Origin of the sequence: Methylophaga sp. UBA2496 (genome assembly GCF_002341635.1) — a bacterium.
Lineage (GTDB): Bacteria > Pseudomonadota > Gammaproteobacteria > Nitrosococcales > Methylophagaceae > Methylophaga.
The window spans coordinates 116,094-136,688 of sequence record NZ_DDOK01000008.1 but is presented as its reverse complement, the minus strand read 5'-3'; the positions used below and the strand labels follow the sequence as shown (position 1 = coordinate 136,688).

Here is a 20,595-nt window from a genome sequence, read left to right as displayed (position 1 = left end):
CTGTGGCGAAATCTAAAGCGTTACCGTATTAAACTGCTGCTCAAGTTCGTATTTTCGATTCAGAAAAAACAAACTGGAATAAGCTGCCTTAGGAACAAACTGTAACTTATCGATAAAATAAAAAGCCGGTTTGCGACCCTGATGCTGTTGAAATAACTCAGCCAGAATTTGACTTAACTGCGGATCACCGAGATCGGTTTTCACCGTATGTGAATTCAAACCCAGTGCCAGTTGGGCACCGGTAATTTGCCAGATAACCGAAAAGCTTGCTGAGTCAGGGCGGTTGGGTTTAATCGCATTTATCTGCCAGCGCTGTTGTTGTCTCAGTAGTTGATAGCATTCGCAATGCATAGTCGAATCCCCGAGGCTGTTGAGGATAAATAATTTCAATTGAGCGAGTAGCTGAGATTCCGTTAATGCCGGATAGGTAAATTGCTGTATACGTCCCAGTTCATCAACAACATAGACTTCTGTGTTCTCTGTCTGACGATAGGCAAATAAACTTACCGTTTGCTGCTTCTGATACTGTAATAGGGAATTGAGCAGATTATCCGAATCCAGATAGCTGTCCACACGGCTTGGCAGATACTGTTTTTGTTCTTCAGCAAGCGCCTGGCTAAGTTTTTTTTCTGCTGCAAATTGCTTTATTAGCATGTGTCCGTCATGCCATTGCAGTTGAGAAAGACGATCCCCCAGCATCAGCAGATAACGACCTTGCTGAGGATAATACTGATAATGCGTTAATACCGCTTCAAACAAACGCTGCAAACGCATATTAATGGCCTGACCAAAAAAACCGGTGGCACACCAGACGGAAATATGGCTGCTCAATTGTGTTGCCGGCGGCCAGCTCAGCACTTGACGGAGAGTTTCAACCACTGCGTTTTGACTATCGAACCGATAATGATGCCACTGCCCCCAGCTACTATAAATCACCAGATCGAGGCTGTGCACCAGATTTTGTCTGCTCGAGGTATAACTTAGTGGGTCATTATTCAGACTGGCCATTTGCACTGCGCCAGCTTGTTGGAAATCTCCGCCGGGTGGTTGCAAATTGGCAAACAGCATCAATTTCTCGGCTTTTGCCGGCTGCAGTAATAATTCACTGCTGATTTCCTGCTGAAATGAGGGTAAAGCCGATTTTAATAAGGTCTGGGTCAATTCCAATACCAGATTAATCGATATCTGGTGTTTCTGGTCTGCTACTTTTAACCAGCTTCGCGTGGTAAGTATATGGTTACGCACTGCCCAGACCAGTAAACATACCAGGGAGGAATGTTGTTTCAGCCCGACCTGCTTGGCATCGTTGAGAGGAATGGTGCTGAGCTTCCACTCTGTTTGTTCACTAAACCGGTAAAGAAAAAGCTGATCCGGACCCTCAGTCGTTTGCAAAGCCATTGGCAGCTGTTCGATAACCGAATCATGGTTATTTGCAGCCAGGCTCATTAACTGTTGCAGCTCATTGAGCTCGGTCACATTGCTTACCGAATGTTGGCTGGCAAATAACTGCAAAGCAGAAAAAACGTTTTCTAATGTCCGGGAAAGATCCAGCCACCACTGGTGACGCTGCGGGTAGCTCCATCCAGTGCGGCTGTCTTCATTTTTGAGTGTCTCGGCTGACCAGTTCCAATCTGTTTGAAGCCGCAACAGGCTATGACGTCGCCAGGCAAATTGGGGATGCTTTACCTGCTGGGATAAACGCTCCGAGCAGAGTGCGTAATAAGATTGCCTGGCCCGATGCTGGTCGTTTGTTGCAGCAAATTGTTCTATCGCAGCAAGTTTCAGGCTGGCGGGTTCCACCAGCATACTGTCTGTTTCCCCTTGCTCAACCTTTTGTTTATAGCGTTCAGATAAATGGATAATATTTGGAAACAGTGCTAACTGGTGTTGAACAAACACTAAATCCAGCAGGGCAGTAATATCGCCTTGAATGCTTTTCTTGAGCGCCTGGCAGGCTTCATTAAACAGGTCTTCTGCCTTGCTGGACTGATCAAAACCAAAGTCCATTAGACTGATTTGAGTTAATCCGCGTTGTGAGAGCAGGCGTTCAGCAACTTGAGGGTAGGATAGTTGCTCTTCGGTGGTGATTAACCACCAGAGCGGTGCGCTGCCAGCAATACAAAGGCCTTGTAGATAAAACTGTTCCCGTTCAGAACCGGAAAGTGCATCGGTACGGCATTGTGTTTCATCCAGTAAGCGATATCGCAAATAAATACCCAGGCTGGCTGCCCACTGGACAATTGATTCAGCCTTGCTTTGCAGGATAGTCAAATGTTCAGGTTTTAACGTGGCGTGATGCACTAACCATAAATCAAAGCTTGCCGGTTCCGGGTAACGGATTTGCCCTGTGGGATTAAGCAAATAAAGCCCACGTAATGCATAGCGGCGTAATGCTCTTCGGCGATGACTGAAGTTGCGATTAAGACTGATAGCACTGTTCAGTGCTTCATTATCGGGCTGATAATCCATAATGCCTGCCGGGCAGTCATCACTGACATAGCCCGGCAGCAGTTTATGGTTAATATGAAATAACAGTGGCAGCAGACGAAAAAATAACGCCTGTTTGTGGGGGGCAAGCTCTGTTAAACGACTGACTCTGGCGCGGTTATGTGCCTGAAATACACGTAGAGCCTGAGCGCGATCCACAAGTCACTCAAACTTAGTGGCGGAAATGCCGCATGCCGGTAAATACCATCGCAATGCCATGCTCATCTGCAGCAGCAATGACTTCATCATCACGCATCGAACCACCCGGCTGAATAACCGCACTGATCCCGGCTTCAGCAGCGGCATCTAAACCATCACGGAACGGGAAGAAAGCGTCGGATGCCATCACGGCACCAGGAACGGTCAAACCGGCATCATTGGCTTTGATACCTGCAATACGACTACTGACTACACGACTCATCTGGCCAGCACCAATACCGACGGTTTGCTGGTTTTTGGCATAAACAATCGCGTTGGATTTCACAAACTTAGCGACCCGCCAGGCAAACAACAGATCTGCCAGTTGTTGTTTGTTAGGTTGCAGTTTAGTGACAACTTTTAATTCAGCCTCAGTGACAATCTGAATATCACGGTCCTGCACCAGTAATCCCCCTGTCACACGTTTGAAATCAAAATCAGTCGACGGATTAGCCGGGAAATCACCACTGCACAGCAAACGCACATTGGTTTTACCGGCAACCACGGCTTTGGCCGCATCGCTGATTTTCGGGGCGATAATCACTTCAACAAACTGACGGTCAATAATGGCCTGTGCTGTTTTGCCGTCAAGTTCGCGGTTAAAGGCAATAATGCCGCCAAACGCCGAAGTCGGATCAGTTTGATAGGCCAGGTCATACGCTGTCAGCAAATCATCGGCTGTCGCGACACCACAGGGATTAGCATGCTTAACAATCACACAGGCCGGTTTGTCGTTAAAAACTTTGACGCATTCCAGCGCTGCATCCGTATCGGCGATGTTGTTATAGGACAATTCTTTGCCCTGTAACTGGATAGCGGCACCGATTGAGCCAGTCTCAGCCTGTTTTTCAACATAAAAAGCGGCTTTTTGATGCGGGTTTTCGCCATAACGCATCGCCTGCTTGAGCTGGAACTGGCTATTAAATGTGCGTGGGAATGCGGCTTTGCTTTTATCAGCCTGAATCGTGCCAAGATAATTGGCAATCGCACCATCGTAATGTGCAGTGTGTTCAAAGGTTTTCAAAGCCAGATCAAAACGGGTGTGATCATCAGTACCACCTTGCGATTGAATCTGCTCAATCACCCGAACGTAATCAACCGGATCAACAATGACCGTTACGTCAGCGTGATTTTTGGCCGCTGCACGCAACATGGTCGGACCACCGATATCAATGTTTTCAATGGCGTCTTCCAGCGGGCAGTCTTCACGTGCCACGGTGGCTTCAAACGGATATAAATTCACCACCACCAGATCAATCGGTGCGATGTCATGCTGTTGCATAATGCTGTCATCTTTACCGCGACGCCCCAGCAGGCCACCATGAATTTTAGGATGTAATGTTTTGATGCGGCCATCCATCATTTCCGGAAAACCGGTATGTTCGGAGACTTCTTTAACATTTAAACCGGCTTCGGAGAGCAATTTAGCGGTGCCGCCGGTAGAGAGTAATTCAACGTTGAGATTTTGCAATTGTTTGGCAAATTCAACAATGCCGGTTTTGTCAGAAACACTCAACAGTGCGCGTTTAATCGAGTTCATCAGGATTCCAGATTGTGATTCAGGCTTGATTACAAGCCGTATTGCTTGAGTTTTTTTCGCAGGGTGCCGCGGTTAATGCCCAGAATTTCGGCAGCGCGACTTTGATTTCCGTGGGTATGCGCCAAAGCGGCCTGTAACAGCGGAACTTCAACTTCGGTCATCAGCATTTCATATAAATTGGCCGGGGAGTGGCCGTCGAGTTGTTCAAAATAGGTTTTCAGTGCATTGGTGACACATTGGTTTAATGGCGCGTGTTGCTGTTCAGCGGTCACGCCCAAATCAATACAATCAGCTAAGTCGTTGTTCAGCGCGTTATTCATGCGGCCAGTGAATCCTTGTCAGCGAGTTGCGCAAAAAAAGCATCTGTAAAAGCGAGCTGTTGTTCAGCTTTCTCCAGTGTATTCATCTGTTGGCGAAAGGCATTGCCATTGCGTAAGCCTTTGCTGTACCAAGCAATATGTTTCCGTGCCATGCGCACACCGGAATATTCACCATAGAAATCGTACAGCGTGTTGAGGTGACTAATCAAGATCTGTTGCACTTCTGTGACAGAAGGTTCAGGTAAATTGTCACCCGTTTGTAAGAAATGCAGTATTTGCTGGAATATCCAAGGGTTGCCTTGCGCTGCACGACCAATCATTAACCCATCGGCCCCGGTTTTTTGCAAGACCATTAAGGCTTTCTGTGGCGTTTCAATATCGCCATTGGCAATCACCGGAATCCCAATGCGTGATTTGATTTCAGCAATGGTGTCGTATTCAGCATCACCTTTATAGGCATCAGCGCGGGTTCGACCATGTACTGCTAAGGCTTGAATACCGGCATCTTCAGCAATTCTGGCAATTCGTATCCCATTGCGATTATCCCGATCCCAGCCAGTACGAATTTTTAAGGTCACCGGAACGTCAACGGCTTGAACAACGGCTTCCAGAATATCGCCGACCAGTTTTTCATGTTGTAACAAAGCCGAGCCGGCCATGACATTGCAGACTTTTTTTGCCGGACAGCCCATATTGATATCGATAATATGCGCGCCTTCCGCCACATTATGGCGTGCTGCTTCAGCCATCATCTGCGGATCGGCGCCAGCAATCTGCACACTACGTGGTTCAGGTTCACCTTCATGATTGGCGCGTAACAATGATTTTTTGCTGGCCCATAAGGCTTTATTGGCGGTAATCATTTCCGAAACCGCCATGCCGGCACCGAGTTTGCGACAAAGCTGGCGAAATGGCCGATCGGTCACGCCTGCCATCGGTGCCAGAAACAGATTATTGGGCAAGGTGTAAGGCCCTATAGAAAAAGCTTTATCAGCCATGACGAATACCGCTCAGACGTGCCCACTCTTCCAGCACAACGGGGGAGTCCATATCAAATGCTGTTTGATAATGCTGGCGTAATGTCTCGGCTTGAACATCCAAAAGTCCGGATAACACCAGCTGAGTTTGAGGACGGGTTAACTCGATAAAACGCGGCATAAGTTCAATTAACGGACCCGCAAGAATATTCGCCAGCAATAAGTCACATTCAACAGTCGGGCAATGTTGCGGCAAATAGGTCTCAATTATCACGCCATTACGCTGAGCATTAGCCTGAGTGGCTTCCAGAGCCTGAGGATCGGTATCCACACCAATCACTTTATCGGCCCCAAGCAAGGCAGCAGCTATCGCCAGGATGCCACTGCCACAGCCGTAATCAATGACTGTTTTACCGGTTAAATCAGCCTGATCCAGCCATTGCAGACATAAAGCGGTGGTTGGGTGAGTGCCAGTACCGAACGCCAAACCCGGATCTAACAAGATATTAATGGCTTCTGGTTGCGGTGGTTGATGCCAGCTGGGCACGATCCACAATTTCTCACCGAAACAGATAGGTTTGAAATTGTCCATCCACTCACGTTCCCAGTCTTTATCTTCAACTGCTTCAATGCGGCAGTCAGGTAAATCCGTTAGCTGAGATTGCAGTGAGGTCAGTAGCGCGTCAGTGTCCGTTTCAGCATCAAATAATGCAATAACCGAGGTCGCAGACCACAAAGGTGTTTCGCCTATAGCGGGTTCGTAGATAGGCTGATCGGCATTGTCCTGAAAAGTGACTGCCGCTGCACCGCTCTCAGACAGAGCATCAGATAACGCTTCTGCCTGCTGCGGTGAGCTGGTGAAAATAAGTTGGATCCAGGCCATAACGGACGGACTTACAGTCCGAGTTTCTTTTCAAGATAGTGGATATTGGTGCCACCGGTCTGGAAATGCGTGTCATCCATAATGTCACGTTGCAGTTCAACATTGGTTTTGATGCCTTCAATGCCGATTTCTTTGAGCGCAGTACGCATACGGGCAATCGCTGATTCACGGGTATTACCGTAGGCAATCAGCTTGCCTATCAATGAATCATAATTTGGTGGTACACGATAGCCGCTGTACAGATGTGAATCCATGCGGATACCAGCGCCGCCTGGCGCATGATAATGCGTAACCAGACCCGGACTAGGCATAAAGGTACGTGGATCTTCTGCATTAATACGGCATTCAATGGCATGACCGCGCATCACAATGTCTTCCTGTTTCACAGAAAGTGGCATACCAGAAGCAATGCGGATTTGTTCAGCAACCAGATCCACACCGGTAACCCGCTCTGTGACCGGGTGTTCGACCTGAATGCGGGTATTCATCTCAATGAAATAGAACTCACCATCCTGATAGAGGAACTCAAACGTGCCGGCACCGCGATAACCGATACGTATACAGGCATCCGCACAGACTTTACCCATACGATCACGCATTTCGGAAGTGATGCCTGGTGCAGGTGCTTCTTCAACGACTTTCTGGTGTCGGCGCTGCATAGAACAGTCACGTTCACCTAAATGGACGGCATTACCATGCTCATCTGCCAGTACCTGAAACTCGATATGGCGTGGGTTTTCCAGGAATTTCTCCATGTAAACCATATCATTGCTGAACGCGGATTTAGCTTCGCTTTTGGTTAAGGCAATCGCATTCAGCAAATGCGCTTCACTGTGAACTTCACGCATACCGCGTCCACCGCCGCCGCCAGCTGCTTTGATAATAATTGGGTAACCAATTTCACGTGCCAGACGTAAATTGGTTTGATCATCATTGCCCAGGGGGCCATCCGAACCGGGAACACACGGTACACCAGCGGTTTTCATGGCTTTAATCGCTTCTACTTTGTCACCCATCATACGAATAGTTTCAGGACGGGGACCAATGAAAATAAAACCACTTTCTTCGACACGTTCAGCAAAGTCAGCATTTTCAGACAGGAAACCATAGCCAGGGTGGATTGCTGTGGCATCGGTGATTTCAGCCGCGCTGATTAACGCCGGTACATTCAGATAACTGAGACCGGATGGTGCCGGGCCGATACAGACACTTTCGTCTGCCAGTAGCACGTGTTTCAAATCACGATCCACGTCTGAGTGGACGGCCACGGTTTTGATACCCAGCTCCCAGCAGGATCTGAGAATACGCAAAGCAATCTCGCCACGATTAGCGATGACAATTTTATCAATCATGTTGTTTTATCCGCAGTTTTTGGCTTGCGATAACAGCCGGAGCTGTCAGCAATATTATTCGATAACGATCAATGGTTCGTCATACTCAACCGGGTGGCCATCTTCAACCAGAATAGCTTTAACGGTTCCGCTGCGATCGGCTTCAATCTGATTGAACATTTTCATCGCTTCAATGATACAAATGACATCACCGGCTGAAACTTGCTGACCCACTTCTACAAAGGAAGCCGCTTCAGGTGACGGCGAACGATAAAAAGTGCCAACCATTGGCGAACGCACTGCATTGGCTTCGTTAGAGGTTTTAGTAGCTGCGGCCGCTGCTGCTGTAGTGGCGGCTTCACTGGCAAAAGAGGGCGTGCTGGGTGCCGCTGATGCAGGTTGTGGCGCAGCAAAATACTGTTGTTGTGGTTGGACAGTGCTGGCGCGGCTGATACGAACAGATTCTTCACCTTCAGAAATTTCGATTTCAGCAACATCCGATTCCTGAATCAAATCAATCAATTTTTTTATTTTACGAATATCCATGATTTAGCCTTGAGGGTTGGTGTGTTTAATGGCAGCTTGTAATGCCAATTCATAACCTTGTGCTCCGAGTCCACAAATTACACCGACAGCCAGATCTGAAAAATAGGACTGTTGGCGAAATGCTTCACGACGATGCACATTGGACAGGTGTATTTCTATAAAAGGTATTGCCACCGCAGCTAAAGCATCACGAAGTGCCACGCTCGTATGCGTAAATGCTGCCGGGTTTATTAAAATAAAATCATATTGCTGGCGTGCTGACTGAATAGCCGAAATAAGTTCATGCTCGGCATTGCTTTGGAGGCAATCGAGTTGGTGTCCGTCAGCCTGCGCCAACTGTTGCAGTCGGGTGTTGATATCATCAAGGGTTGTGGCACCGTAAATTTCAGGCTCGCGCTGACCCAGCAGATTCAGATTGGGGCCATGCAATACTAGAAATTTCGCCATAACGACAACACACCAACGCTGGAAATATAAGGCGGGATTTTGCACTAGCCAGCGCTTTATTGTCCAGCTTTTTAACGAAAAATCCGGCTTTTTGTCGCTAATTTCGCCGAAATACAGGCATTCTCACTATTTTGTTGATTGAGCAAGGAAATCCGCCAGATGAGCGTTCAACTGGGCGGCAGAGACATGTCCAACCAAACGATGAGAGGCTGATTCGTTAGCATTTTTATCATAAAACAACATGCTTGGCGGTCCAAAGACGCGAAGGGCTTTTAATAGCGCTTGATGCGCATCGGTATTATCGGTGAGGTCGACTTTCAGTAGCGTAAAATTCTGCAGGGTGCTGACAACCTGAGGATCACGAAAAGTGGTTTGCTCCATAGCCTTACAATCGGTACACCAGTCTGCATAAAAATCCAGCATTACCGGTTGATTGCTTTGGCTTAGCGCTGATTCAAGCTCTTCAACTGAATTCACATTGGTAAACTGCAATTTTGCTGTGGTTGTTGAGCTGGCATTGCCGATTGTCAGGTTATGCAGAGGCTGCAATATGGAATTTCCGCCACTGGCGCTGCCGATCAGCAATAAAGCACCGCTGATAAGTGACAGTAAACCAAGACCTTTCCATAGTTTTTGCCAACCAGTGGCTTCAATCGGCAGACTGTTAAGTGCGCCCAGATATACTGCGCTGATAATCAACAGAGCACCACTCATAAACAGAATCGCCCATCCCGGCATAATCCGATCCAGCATCCAGATGGCAAGCGCGATCAGCATCACACCAAAAAACGCTTTGATATTTTCCATCCAGCGGCCAGCTTTAGGTAACAGGGTCCCGGCAGATGTACCGATTATCAATAACGGAATGCCCATGCCGATACTCATCGCAAATAATGCTGCACCACCTAATATCGGATCGGCATGCTGACTGATAAATAACAATGCGCCGGCCAGTGGTGGTGCCAGGCACGGTCCGACAATTAATCCTGATAACAAGCCCATTAACGCGACCCCGATTAAGGTGCCGCCTTGCTGACGATGGCTGAGCTGATGCAGGCGTTGTTGTAAACCATGCGGTAACTGCAATTCAAAAAAGCCAAACATCGATAAAGACAACAACAGTAAGATGCCGACAAAGCTGGAGATCACCCAGGGATTTTGCAGCATTCCCTGCAGATTACCGCCGAGTAATCCGGTTAATACGCCGGCAGCTGTGTAAGTAACTGACATGGCCAGTACATAGGTAAGTGACAGAATAAATGCCCTGCGCGTGGTGATGTGTTCACCCTGGCCAATAATGATGCCGGATAAAATCGGAATCATTGGAAACACACAGGGCGTAAAGGCGAGCAGTAAGCCGAGCCCCAGAAAGCCGAACAGAATCTGCAGCAGATTATCGTTTTGCAGACGTTGGGAAATCTCATCCTGCTGGCTAACAGCATTCGAGTTCATGACCGGGTTAACAGGGGCGGATTCGACAGCCGCTGCCCCGGTACTTGCTGAATCCGTAACCGCGGGCAGACTCAGATTAATGGTCTTGCGAGTAGGCGGATAACAAATCCCAAAAGTTTCAGAGCAACCTTGATAGTGAGCCGTTAACGTCACCGAGGTTGCGTCAGTCTGGTTGCGAATTAAAGGCAGGTTTAGCTGTAGATCGCTGGTGTAAACTTCCGATAGCCCAAAATAGGCATCATTCTTCATCTCACCGCCAGGTAAGGTGAATTCACCTATCTGCACCGCATCACTATCAGTTATTTCAAAATGGATTTTATCCTGATAAAGGTAATTCCCCTCCATGATTTGCCAGCCGGCCAGAATGGTTTCTGGAGAGGTCAATACCGCATCAAAGGCAAATGCTTCATCCACTTCGGGAGGCATATCGGCATCGCTAAACCCGAACTTCTCCAGCAGACTCGGTCGCGCCTGAGCTGAAAAACTGCTGAGCAGCATAAGCAGTATCAAAAATTGTTTCATGTAAAGATCGCCACAGATTCGTTGCAGTTACAGACCATTCTAACAGCCGATTGTTACACGGGTGAATGTAACAGGGTGTCATGTTGTCTTTAAACTGTAATAATTAGCCACATTTTCGGCAAAGCACGGGTGTCCAGTGGAAATTAAAACCATTCATAAACTTGAAAAGCAGGCCTATAAAAAAAGCCATGCAGAAATAGCCAGAATAGGTTTTGCCTTATTTTTCCTCGCGGCCATCATGGCATACAGTTTCGCCACTTCCGGCGGCGTTCCCAATAATCTCTTTTTAGCTATTGCCGCCGTTTTTGGTGGTTATATGGCGATGAATATCGGTGCCAACGATGTCGCCAACAATGTCGGGCCAGCAGTCGGTTCTAAAGCATTGACCATGGGCGGCGCCATCATGATTGCGATGATTTTCGAGGCCGCAGGCGCTTTTATTGCCGGTGGTGAGGTGGTGTCGACCATCAAAGGTGGCATCATAGATATCAACCAGTTTGGTACCGATACCGATAGTTTTATCTGGGCCATGATGGCGGCATTACTGGCGGCAGCGTTATGGTTGAATCTGGCTACGTTTGCCGGCGCGCCGGTATCCACTACCCATTCCATTGTCGGCGGTGTTATGGGCGGTGGTATGGCCGCGGCCGGATTCAGTATTGTTGATTGGGGCACCATGGGCGCCATCGTCAGCTCGTGGATAATTTCGCCATTGATGGGCGGAATAATTGCAGCTTCATTCCTATTGGCGATTAAAAAAACCATCATTTTCCGCGAGGATAAAGTTCAGGCTTCATATCGCTGGGTGCCTATCTATGTCGCCGTTATGGCATGGGCGTTTTCCACCTATCTGGTCATTAAAGGGCTTAATCAGGTTTGGGGCGGTTTTGTTGCCGCTCTCAATGGTTTGCCGATGGTGACGATTGCTCCGCAAGGTAAACCGAGTTTTCTTATTGCCATGCTGATTGGTTTAATGATCGGCGTTCTGGTGTTCTGGATTGTTAAAAAGACCATTGGCAGTAATCTGCCACACATGAAAAATGATCGTGCCAGCGTCAACGCACAATTCACCATTCCATTGATTTTTGCCGCGGCGTTATTAAGTTTTGCCCATGGTGCCAACGACGTGGCAAACGCGATTGGGCCTTTAGCGGCTATTAACGATGCGATTATGACGGGCGGCATTACGTCTCAGGCTGGTATTCCAATCTGGGTCATGGCCGTGGGCGCATTGGGTATTGCGATTGGTTTGGGTTTATATGGTCCACGGTTGATTCGAACTGTCGGTGGTGAAATTACCGAACTGGATCAGATGCGCGCCTATTCGATTGCCATGGCGGCCTCATTAACAGTCATTATCGCCAGTCAGCTTGGTTTGCCGGTCAGCACCACTCATGTTGCCATTGGTGGTGTGTTTGGGGTGGGTTTCCTGCGTGAATGGCTGGATGAATCAAATAAAATTGAAAGACAGATTGATCGGGAAAAAGCTGAAATCAAAGATGATAAAAAAATGCTGAACGCATTGCGTAATGAGCTGAAAAAGCTGGAGAAAAAACCATCGAAAACGGTTGAAGAATATCAACGTATCACCGAGCTATTTCGCTTAATTGATGAAGAAAAAGCAGAATTGAAAAAAGCCAAAAAGCTGTTAAAGAAAGACAAGAAAAACCTGTTTGTAAAACGCGATATGGTGAAAAAAATTGTAACTGCATGGGTTATCACGGTCCCTGCCGCTGCTACATTATCAGCCTGCATCTTCTTTATGATCAAAGGCATTATGCTGTAATCAAATGTTCATCAATCTGACATATTCTGTGTTTTAAACCATTTGTCAGAGCACAGTCGATATGCTGAATAAACTCAAATCCCTACCCGTCGCTATTCAGCAATATCTGGTGGTCACATTCAGCTACTGGGCATTTACCGTTTCTGATGGGGCATTACGCATGTTGGTGGTGCTGTTTTTCCACCAGCTAGGTTACAGCCCGCTGGAAGTGGCGATGCTGTTTGTGCTTTATGAGTTTTTCGGCATTGTGACAAACCTGGTCGGCGGATGGCTGGCAGCCAGATTAGGGCTTAATGTCACCATGCATCTGGGCTTGTTATTACAGGTCATCGCTCTGGCGATGCTTTTGGTGGATCCGCAATGGCTCACCGTAGCCTATGTGATGGTGGCACAGGCATTATCCGGTATCGCCAAAGATCTTAATAAAATGAGCGCTAAATCCAGCATCAAAATGCTGGTGGCGGATAACGCCCAATCTACTTTATTTAAATGGATATCCATTCTCACCGGCTCCAAAAATGCACTGAAAGGGGTGGGTTTTTTTGTCGGTGCAGCATTGCTTTCATGGATCGGCTTTCGTGGAGCCATTTTTACAATGGCTGTCGTGCTGTTAGTGGTGTTAATTCTCAGTATTGTGTTACTGCAGCGCGATTTGGGTAAAGCCAAAAATAAACCCAGGTTCAGCGATATCTGGTCAAAAAGTGCCGCGGTCAATCGATTGTCGCTGGCCAGGTTTTTTCTGTTTGGTTCCCGTGATATCTGGTTTGTGGTGGCTTTACCGGTGTTTTTGCATGCTCAACTGCAATGGCCGGCCATCTATGTAGGCGCGTTACTGGCAGCATGGGTTATCGCTTATGGCATAGTGCAGGCATTGGCACCGAAACTGACCGGTTTTTCCAAACAGCATGCGCCTGACGGTTATCATGTCTGGCTATGGTCGTTGCCGTTAATGGTTCTGCCATTACTTATCGCGATGACCGTTTATTTTCAATGGGCTGTGTTGCCAGCGTTAACCGCAGGTTTATTAGTCTATGGGGCGGTATTTGCCATTAACTCTGCCATCCATTCCTATTTGATAGTTTCATATGCCGATGCGGCAGGGGTTTCACTGGATGTCGGATTTTATTACATGGCCAATGCGGCAGGCCGGCTGTTTGGTACTTTGTTATCCGGCTGGGTTTATCAGGTGGCCGGACTGGCAGCCTGTCTGGTGATTTCTGCGCTGATGATTCTGGCCGCCAGTATTATTTCAAAATTGTTACCCCGCCAAGCTCAGTATTGATAAAGCTTTCAGCGCTGTTATCAGATTGTAATAATTTCCCATTAAGCTTTATTCTAATTAAAGATGGATTAGGAATTTGCAAGATATGAGCATATCGGTTTTGTTGGTGGAAGATGATGCTGCCATTCGTGACATGATTACCTTCAGCCTGCGTCAGGTTGGTTTTACCTGTGAAGCATCGAAAGATGCTGAGTCCGGACTGGAATGGCTGAAAAATCAGCAGCCTGACATGATTTTACTGGACTGGATGTTACCCGGAATTGATGGTATTGAATTTATTCGCCGTCTGCGTGCCAATGAGTTTTTAGCTTCAATTCCGGTCATCATGCTCACCGCTAAAGGTGAAAGTGAAGATATGGTCAAAGGTCTGAGCGTTGGCGCCGATGATTACATCAACAAACCTTTTTCGCCTCCCGAACTGATAGCCCGCATTAAAGCGGTTTTACGGCGTTGCCGTCCGATGGAAGATGACGACGCGCAGAAACTGCAGATGGGTGAACTGGTCATGGATACCAAGAGCCATCGGGTGTCGGTCAATGGTGAACGCATAGAACTGGGGCCGACCGAATTCCGTTTACTACACTTTTTTATGAAAAATCCCGAACGAGCCTACAATCGTTCCCAGCTGTTGGATTTCGTCTGGGGGGATACCGTATATATTGAAGAGCGCACGGTGGATGTGCATATTCGGCGGCTACGTAAGGCGCTGGAACCCAGCGGTCATGACAACCTCGTACAAACTGTCCGCGGTGTTGGCTACCGTTTTTCTGCTGAATAGCAGGATTGTCGAATGCAATGGGATTATTGGCGTTTAATTACCCTGCTGAGCTTAGCCGGGTTTCTGGGATTGGTGCTGGGCCATATGATGCCCTTTTTGTTTGTGGCGGCACTGATCTATGCATTATGGCTTCAATGGCAGTGGACACTTTTACAAAACTGGTTATTGAAAACCAATAAAAACCGCCCGCCTTCGGCAGATGGTGTGATTGATGATGTTCGGCGCCAAATTGAGCGCATGCGCTTGCAGAACAGTAATCGTAAAAAGAAACTCACCGGGTATTTGAAACGATTCAAAACGGCGACAGCAGCCATACCTGATGGTATTGTTGTTATCGGTGAATTTGGTCAGGTTGAATGGGCGAACCAATCTGCCAAAGCACTGTTGGGTATTCATTGGCCTCGTGACGCAAATTTGCGTGTCAATAATCTGTTGCGTGATCCGGCGTTTCATAAACTATTGGATATGCCGATTGATAAAAATATAACAACGCAGATCACCTCTCCTAAAAATCAGGCTACCCAACTGGAATTGAAACTGGTTGAGTATGCTGATAATGATCGCCTTCTTATCGCCCGGGACGTCACTCAGACCATTAAGTTACAACGAATGCGGCGGGATTTTGTCGCCAATGTTTCTCATGAGTTACGCACCCCCTTAACTGTTTTACGTGGCTATCTTGAGAGTTTTGATGTTGATAGTGATCCAGCCATGTGGCGTCAAGCTTTGCCCGTCATGCAACAGCAAACCCTGCGTATGCATCTGATGATCAAAGATTTGTTAGCTTTATCTCAGCTTGAAACGGGCGACAAGCCTCTACATCATGTGCCGACAGATGTGAGTAGATTACTGCAAAGTATTGTTGATGATGTGAAACGTCTTGATAGTTTTCAGGATCATCAAATCACATTAAATTGCCGGACGGATAAATGGTTATTGGCTGATGTAGATGAATTACGCAGCGCAATTTCAAATCTGGTTTTTAATGCCGTGAAATACACACCCGCCGGTACCAAAATCACGATTAACTGGACGGTTGATGGGCAGGGAAGTGTCATTGAGGTGATTGATGATGGTGACGGGATTGCGAGCCATCATCTGGAGCGGCTGACTGAGCGTTTTTATCGTGTGGATAACGGTCGGGATCGCGAAAGCGGTGGTACGGGGTTGGGTCTGGCTATCGTAAAACATATTGTCAGTCGGCATAAAGGTCGGCTGGAGATACAAAGTGAGTTAGGGGAAGGCGCCGCTTTTCGCTGTATTTTTCCAACAGAAAAAGCAATTTCTGCCCCAGATATTTAATGATTTTCTGTCATTAATATTACGTTTTACAATGATATTAATGAAACGCCTTTGCTATAAAATAGCCCCAGTTTGAAAACAAATTGTTCATATTAAGTGTCCACAAACTTAATGACTCATAATCATCATTTGTAAAATTTAACTCGAATACAAATTAACGCTTCTGCAATCCATAAAAATTGATCTTACAAGGATATCTTTAATGTTGACCAATCAGCACATTTCCCAGCAGTTTGAAAAGCAATTACAAGATATTCGTAGTCAATTATTAGCGATGGGAGGCCTGGTTGAAAGACAAGTAAGCAACGCGATGCAGGCATTATTGACGGGTGACACCGATTTAGCGCGTGATGTCATAAGTGGTGATGATGAGGTCAACAAATGCGATCTTGCTGCAGATGAAAGCTGCATCAGTATCATTGCATTACGTCAACCCAGTGCCGGAGATCTGAGACTGGTGACGGTTATTTCAAAAATCATTACCGATTTAGAGCGTGTGGGTGATGAATCCGTGCGGATAGCCAAAATGGCACTTAATTTATCGGAAAAGGATCGCCCAAATAAAAATTACCGTGAGTTAAGAAGGCTGGGTATGCATGTAGAAACCATGTTGCGTGATTCGCTGGATGCTTTTGCCAGACAGGATGCTGACCTGGCGTTGAAAGTGGCCCGTGAAGATAACAGTGTTGATGAGGAGTATGAAAGCCTGTTAAGACAGCTTATGACTTACATGATGGAAGATCCTCGAAAAATCAGTCGTGCTATCGATATGATGTGGTCAGCACGGGCTTTGGAGCGTATCGGCGATCATTCACGCAATATTGCTGAACACACCATATATCTTGTCAAAGGCAAAGATGTGCGTCATTTGAGTATTGATAAAATGGAACAGGTCATAAAACAAAAATAAAATTAAGTGGTTTCTCGGCTAGCCTACTTAATATCCCAAGTCCTATCCTGGTATACAACAGATCCTAAATCATCATTTGATTAGACTTTGAATGATATCAACGGTATTAACCATACTTCTCCTGCACCATCCTGAATATCAATAATGGTATGACAGAAAAGAGTCAGGCAGAATGCTTGCAACTAGAACAAAGCTGAGATTATGGAAACACCTGAAGATTTTGATGTACTTGCCGCTGTGGATCTGGGTTCCAACAGCTTTCATATGATTATTGCCCGCCTGCGTGATGACCACTTCCAGATAATGGATCGGCTGCGGGAGATGGTGCAGTTGCGGGCCGGGCTGGATAAGCAAAATAAGCTGTCTGATGAAGCCCAGGACCGTGCCATTGCTTGTCTGGAGCGTTTTGGTGAGCGTGTTCGTCATTTACCTGCTGGTAAAGTTCGGGTGGTAGGAACTAATACCCTTAGGGTGGCTGAAAACAGTCGTGAATTTCTACGTAAGGCGCGTCAGGCGCTGGGGCATCCTATTGAAATCGTCACCGGCGAGGAAGAGGCCCGACTGATCTATCTGGGCGTGTCGCGATCACTGGCGTTTGATAATAGTCGTAGATTGGTGATGGATATTGGTGGCGGCAGTACCGAATATATTATCGGCGAAGGATTAGATGGATTGCGCCGTGAAAGCCTGGAAATGGGCTGTGTCAGTTTCACTCAACGGTTTTTTACAGATGGCACGGTCAGTCAATTACGCATGCAGGCTGCTTTATTAACCGCTGCTATCAAGCTGCGCTCTATTCAGCGCCCATACCAGAATCTGGGCTGGGTCGAAGCAGTCGGTGCTTCCGGAACTATTCGCACAGTGGCCAGTATCGCGACAGCCCAGAGCTGGAGTGAAAACGGTGTGATCACCGCCGAAGCGCTGGATAAAATAATTGCCCATATGGTGGAAGCCGGTCATCACGACAAGTTTCAACTGGAAGGTTTAGGTCCCGAACGAGCCAATGTTCTGGCTGGTGGGGTTGCGGTATTAAAAGCGTCATTCGATCGATTGAAAATTGAACGCATGATTGTGTCGGATGGTGCATTACGTGAAGGATTGCTCTACGATCTGCAAGGTCGTATTCAGCATGATGATGAACGCGATCGCACAGTGAATGCTTTGGCTCGTCGTTATCATGTGGATGAGTCTCATGCCGAACGGGTCAGCAAAATGGCCACCGAGTTGTATGAACAGGTTGCCGCCGAATGGGAAATCAATACCGAAGAACAATTGCAGCGCTTGCAATGGGCAGCCAAGCTCCATGAGGTGGGGCTGGAGATTTCGCACTATCAATATCACAAACACTCTTCTTATTTAGTTGCCAACTCCGATCTGCCGGGGTTTTCCAGAGAAGAGCAGCAAGCCCTTGCCGCGATGGTGAGAGGTCAGCGCCGGAGTTTTCCACGTAAACATATCAAACAACTGTCCGATGAGATGCAGCAGGCCACAATGCGATTGACGATTTTGCTGCGTTTGTCACTGGTGTTTAATCGAGGTCGAAGTGAAAAGACCGATACGCATGTTGGCCTTAGTTTGCATCGTAATTCTCTGATATTGACACTGCCATCCGGCTGGCTGGAAGAACATCCATTGACTGAAGCGGACTTGATGCAGGAAAGACAGGAGCTAAAAGAAATTGATATTCGCCTGAAAATTCGTGATTAATCTGGAATTTCACTCCACTGCAACAGTCAATCTCTTATAGATAAGGGTGGTTTTATGTGGCGATCAGTTTGTGTATTTGTTTCAGGCTTGATGTTATCCCTGCCGCTTTGGGCAGAAGAGCAGCTATACCTGAGCGAAACCGGCGATCGCTTTACCATCAGTCAAACCAAAGATGGTCAATATTGGGGGTCGCTGATTATCAGTGATAAACATACTGCCAGCTTTGCTCATAATGAACTCATTCTGCTACAGCTTGATGAGCAAACACCTGTTTCTCTTGAACATGGCAATTTGAGTTGCGGTTCACCCGCTAAAGCCCGGCAAACAGTGTTTTATGACGTTTCCCCTTCAGCTAATGAATTATTCATCAAAGGAAAGGCGCAGCCCTTACCTAAAGGTTTCCAGCAAGTCAGACAGCGCGATGTATTTACTACAATTACCGCCGATCGACGTGCTGAAACTGTTGATTTTGTCTTGAACGATGAAACGGTCAATCTGCAGCAGCTGCAATCTGCCAGCACACTGAAGTTTCGTTTTGTCACCGATGATGGAAAACGTCGTCAGGCACTTTTTCATATACAACAATAATAAGACTGTTGGCCCTGACATAACGTCAGAGCCAACCATGACAGATTACTTGGCTTTGCTGGGTTTAACCTCGCCAATTGCGCCATCAGCACGGGCTTTCAGGTAAGCATAAATTTGATCCATGCCTTCCATCACCTGGGGATTACTTTCCCAGGCTGGCATCATGCCGATTTGTCCCATCTTGCCGTGAGTAACAGAGGCGATAAATTCATCTTTGGAAATGACATTCAAGCTATCCGCCAGATTGGGCCCCACCATACCTTGTGCATAGGTGCCATGACAGCGGGCACACCAGTTACGATAAAGTTTATAGCCATTAAAGGTTGCACTATCCAAAGCCTGTCCATCGGTTACGGTATAAGGCTTATCGTCGGCAAGACTGAAAGGGCTGAAAGCCAGCAGACTTGCGATAATGGCTAAACTACTTGGTTTTAGACTATTTTTTTGCATATTGTCCCCCCATAAATATCAATAATCAGGTCATTGAGAGTCATCCGCTTTTAATGCGGGCAACGGATAGTCAATGTTCGATTACAACGGTCAAAACCCTGATTCAATCTTCCGGTCATTTGGAAACTGCTGTGTTAATTAACATGGTTCTGTACCATTCAATCTGTTTTGAACAGCATACTCTTTAACCTTCAAATATAGTTTAGTAAATGCTAATAAATGAAAAATGTGTTTTTTGCGGCTCTTGTATGTCAAATCACACAAAAAATACAGGGTTAAAGTGTTAATCTGTCCGCTAGTTGAAATTCAGGTTACATAAATGGATGCACTTACGACTTCGTTAATCACGGCTTTTTTGCTTGGTTTGTTCAGCTCGGCACATTGCATTGCCATGTGTGGTTCCGTTATCGGTGCATTAACACTGACCTTACCGGCGCACATTCGTGAACAGCCACGCAAAATGTTGCCATTTGTGTTGAATTACAACGTTGGCCGCATACTCAGTTATGCCATTGCGGGAGGGCTTGTCGGATTAGTTGCTTCACCACTGGCACAAATAGATGGTTTGCCGTTTTTACGCTATCTCTCCGTATTGGTGATGATCGGTATGGGCTTATATCTGGCCGGCTGGTTCCCCAGGTTTGCCCATGCTGAAAAAATCGGTGCGCCTATCTGGCGAAAATTACAGCCCATCGGCCAAAAACTGCTCCCGGTACGCACCTTAAAACAGGCCTTTTTATTAGGTGCAGTCTGGGGCTGGCTACCATGTGGTCTGGTGTATGCCGGACTGGCAGTAGCAGCAACCACAGGTGATCCTTTATACGCTGCATCGGTGATGCTGGCATTTGGTTTGGGTACCTTGCCGGCAGTGATGGGTGCCGGGATGTTTGCCGGCTTGCTGGCCTCATTAGCCCGTAATTTACTGTTTCGTAAATTCGCTGGCATCATGATTATCATGATGGCTCTGCTGGTTTTATTGTGGCCGCATGGCGGACATGAACATCATGATCACTCAGAGATGCAGCAGGTAACTGAACCTGCTGATGATGACTCACATGTCGGACACCAACACTAAGTCGGGTATGACAG

At 47.1% G+C, this 20,595-nt stretch carries 18 protein-coding genes; 8 read left to right on the top strand and 10 right to left on the bottom strand.

Annotation, left to right across the window (positions count from 1 at the left end):
• Positions 1-12 precede the first annotated feature (12 nt).
• From B2W60_RS12725 to dsbD, 9 genes are all read right to left on the bottom strand, one after another.
• The gene (locus B2W60_RS12725) at positions 13-2,646 is read right to left on the bottom strand and encodes a class I adenylate cyclase (protein ID WP_292361301.1); all 2,634 of its coding nucleotides are present in this window, start codon (positions 2,644-2,646) and stop codon (positions 13-15) included.
• 13 nt (positions 2,647-2,659) lie between these two features.
• Positions 2,660-4,225 carry a bifunctional phosphoribosylaminoimidazolecarboxamide formyltransferase/IMP cyclohydrolase gene (gene purH, locus B2W60_RS12720; RefSeq protein ID WP_292361300.1) on the bottom strand — a complete coding sequence of 522 codons (1,566 nt, stop codon included), beginning with the start codon at positions 4,223-4,225 and terminating at the stop codon, positions 2,660-2,662.
• A 29-nt stretch (positions 4,226-4,254) separates the two neighbouring features.
• Positions 4,255-4,545 carry a DNA-binding transcriptional regulator Fis gene (gene fis / locus B2W60_RS12715; protein ID WP_069294753.1) on the bottom strand — a complete coding sequence of 97 codons (291 nt, stop codon included), beginning with the start codon at positions 4,543-4,545 and terminating at the stop codon, positions 4,255-4,257.
• Positions 4,542-5,543, bottom strand: coding sequence for a tRNA dihydrouridine synthase DusB (dusB, locus tag B2W60_RS12710; RefSeq protein WP_292361299.1), 1,002 nt, complete (start codon positions 5,541-5,543; stop codon positions 4,542-4,544). Before dusB ends, fis begins: the two co-directional genes overlap by 4 nt.
• Positions 5,536-6,405: a 50S ribosomal protein L11 methyltransferase gene (prmA, locus tag B2W60_RS12705; RefSeq protein ID WP_292361298.1), complete on the bottom strand. Its 870-nt coding sequence runs from the start codon at positions 6,403-6,405 to the stop codon at positions 5,536-5,538. Before prmA ends, dusB begins: the two co-directional genes overlap by 8 nt.
• Before the next feature lie 11 nt (positions 6,406-6,416).
• Entirely contained in the window at positions 6,417-7,757 is a 1,341-nt protein-coding gene (gene accC / locus B2W60_RS12700; RefSeq protein WP_292361297.1) for an acetyl-CoA carboxylase biotin carboxylase subunit, read from the bottom strand.
• A 54-nt stretch (positions 7,758-7,811) separates the two neighbouring features.
• A complete protein-coding gene (gene accB, locus B2W60_RS12695) occupies positions 7,812-8,282 on the bottom strand; it encodes an acetyl-CoA carboxylase biotin carboxyl carrier protein (protein WP_292361296.1) in 471 nt (156 codons plus the stop codon).
• 3 nt (positions 8,283-8,285) lie between these two features.
• Entirely contained in the window at positions 8,286-8,729 is a 444-nt protein-coding gene (aroQ, locus tag B2W60_RS12690) for a type II 3-dehydroquinate dehydratase (protein ID WP_292361295.1), read from the bottom strand.
• Between the two features lie 126 nt (positions 8,730-8,855).
• Positions 8,856-10,703 carry a protein-disulfide reductase DsbD gene (dsbD, locus tag B2W60_RS12685; protein ID WP_292361294.1) on the bottom strand — a complete coding sequence of 616 codons (1,848 nt, stop codon included), beginning with the start codon at positions 10,701-10,703 and terminating at the stop codon, positions 8,856-8,858.
• A gap of 136 nt (positions 10,704-10,839) precedes the next feature.
• Here dsbD and B2W60_RS12680 point away from each other — a divergent pair, with 136 nt between their 5' ends.
• The 7 genes from B2W60_RS12680 to B2W60_RS12650 all read left to right on the top strand — a co-directional run bounded on the left by B2W60_RS12680 (position 10,840) and on the right by B2W60_RS12650 (position 19,056).
• Positions 10,840-12,489 carry an inorganic phosphate transporter gene (locus B2W60_RS12680; RefSeq protein WP_292361293.1) on the top strand — a complete coding sequence of 550 codons (1,650 nt, stop codon included), beginning with the start codon at positions 10,840-10,842 and terminating at the stop codon, positions 12,487-12,489.
• Positions 12,490-12,550: 61 nt separating this feature from the next.
• Positions 12,551-13,771 (top strand): organoarsenical effux MFS transporter ArsJ, encoded by a 1,221-nt coding sequence (gene arsJ / locus B2W60_RS12675; RefSeq protein ID WP_292361292.1) that lies wholly within the window; start codon positions 12,551-12,553, stop codon positions 13,769-13,771.
• 85 nt (positions 13,772-13,856) lie between these two features.
• Entirely contained in the window at positions 13,857-14,549 is a 693-nt protein-coding gene (gene phoB, locus B2W60_RS12670) for a phosphate regulon transcriptional regulator PhoB (RefSeq protein ID WP_292361291.1), read from the top strand.
• Positions 14,550-14,561: 12 nt separating this feature from the next.
• Positions 14,562-15,851 carry a phosphate regulon sensor histidine kinase PhoR gene (phoR, locus tag B2W60_RS12665; protein ID WP_292361290.1) on the top strand — a complete coding sequence of 430 codons (1,290 nt, stop codon included), beginning with the start codon at positions 14,562-14,564 and terminating at the stop codon, positions 15,849-15,851.
• A 202-nt stretch (positions 15,852-16,053) separates the two neighbouring features.
• Positions 16,054-16,761, top strand: coding sequence for a phosphate signaling complex protein PhoU (gene phoU, locus B2W60_RS12660; protein ID WP_292361289.1), 708 nt, complete (start codon positions 16,054-16,056; stop codon positions 16,759-16,761).
• Positions 16,762-16,962: 201 nt separating this feature from the next.
• Positions 16,963-18,468: an exopolyphosphatase gene (ppx, locus tag B2W60_RS12655; RefSeq protein WP_292361288.1), complete on the top strand. Its 1,506-nt coding sequence runs from the start codon at positions 16,963-16,965 to the stop codon at positions 18,466-18,468.
• Between the two features lie 54 nt (positions 18,469-18,522).
• Positions 18,523-19,056 (top strand): hypothetical protein, encoded by a 534-nt coding sequence (locus B2W60_RS12650; protein WP_292361287.1) that lies wholly within the window; start codon positions 18,523-18,525, stop codon positions 19,054-19,056.
• Between the two features lie 45 nt (positions 19,057-19,101).
• On the opposite strand, the gene B2W60_RS12645 is transcribed toward B2W60_RS12650, so the two are convergent.
• Positions 19,102-19,506 (bottom strand): c-type cytochrome, encoded by a 405-nt coding sequence (locus tag B2W60_RS12645; RefSeq protein ID WP_292361286.1) that lies wholly within the window; start codon positions 19,504-19,506, stop codon positions 19,102-19,104.
• Positions 19,507-19,825: 319 nt separating this feature from the next.
• On the opposite strand from B2W60_RS12645, the gene B2W60_RS12640 reads away from it, so the two are divergent.
• A complete protein-coding gene (locus tag B2W60_RS12640; RefSeq protein ID WP_292361285.1) occupies positions 19,826-20,581 on the top strand; it encodes a sulfite exporter TauE/SafE family protein in 756 nt (251 codons plus the stop codon).
• Positions 20,582-20,595 lie beyond the last annotated feature (14 nt).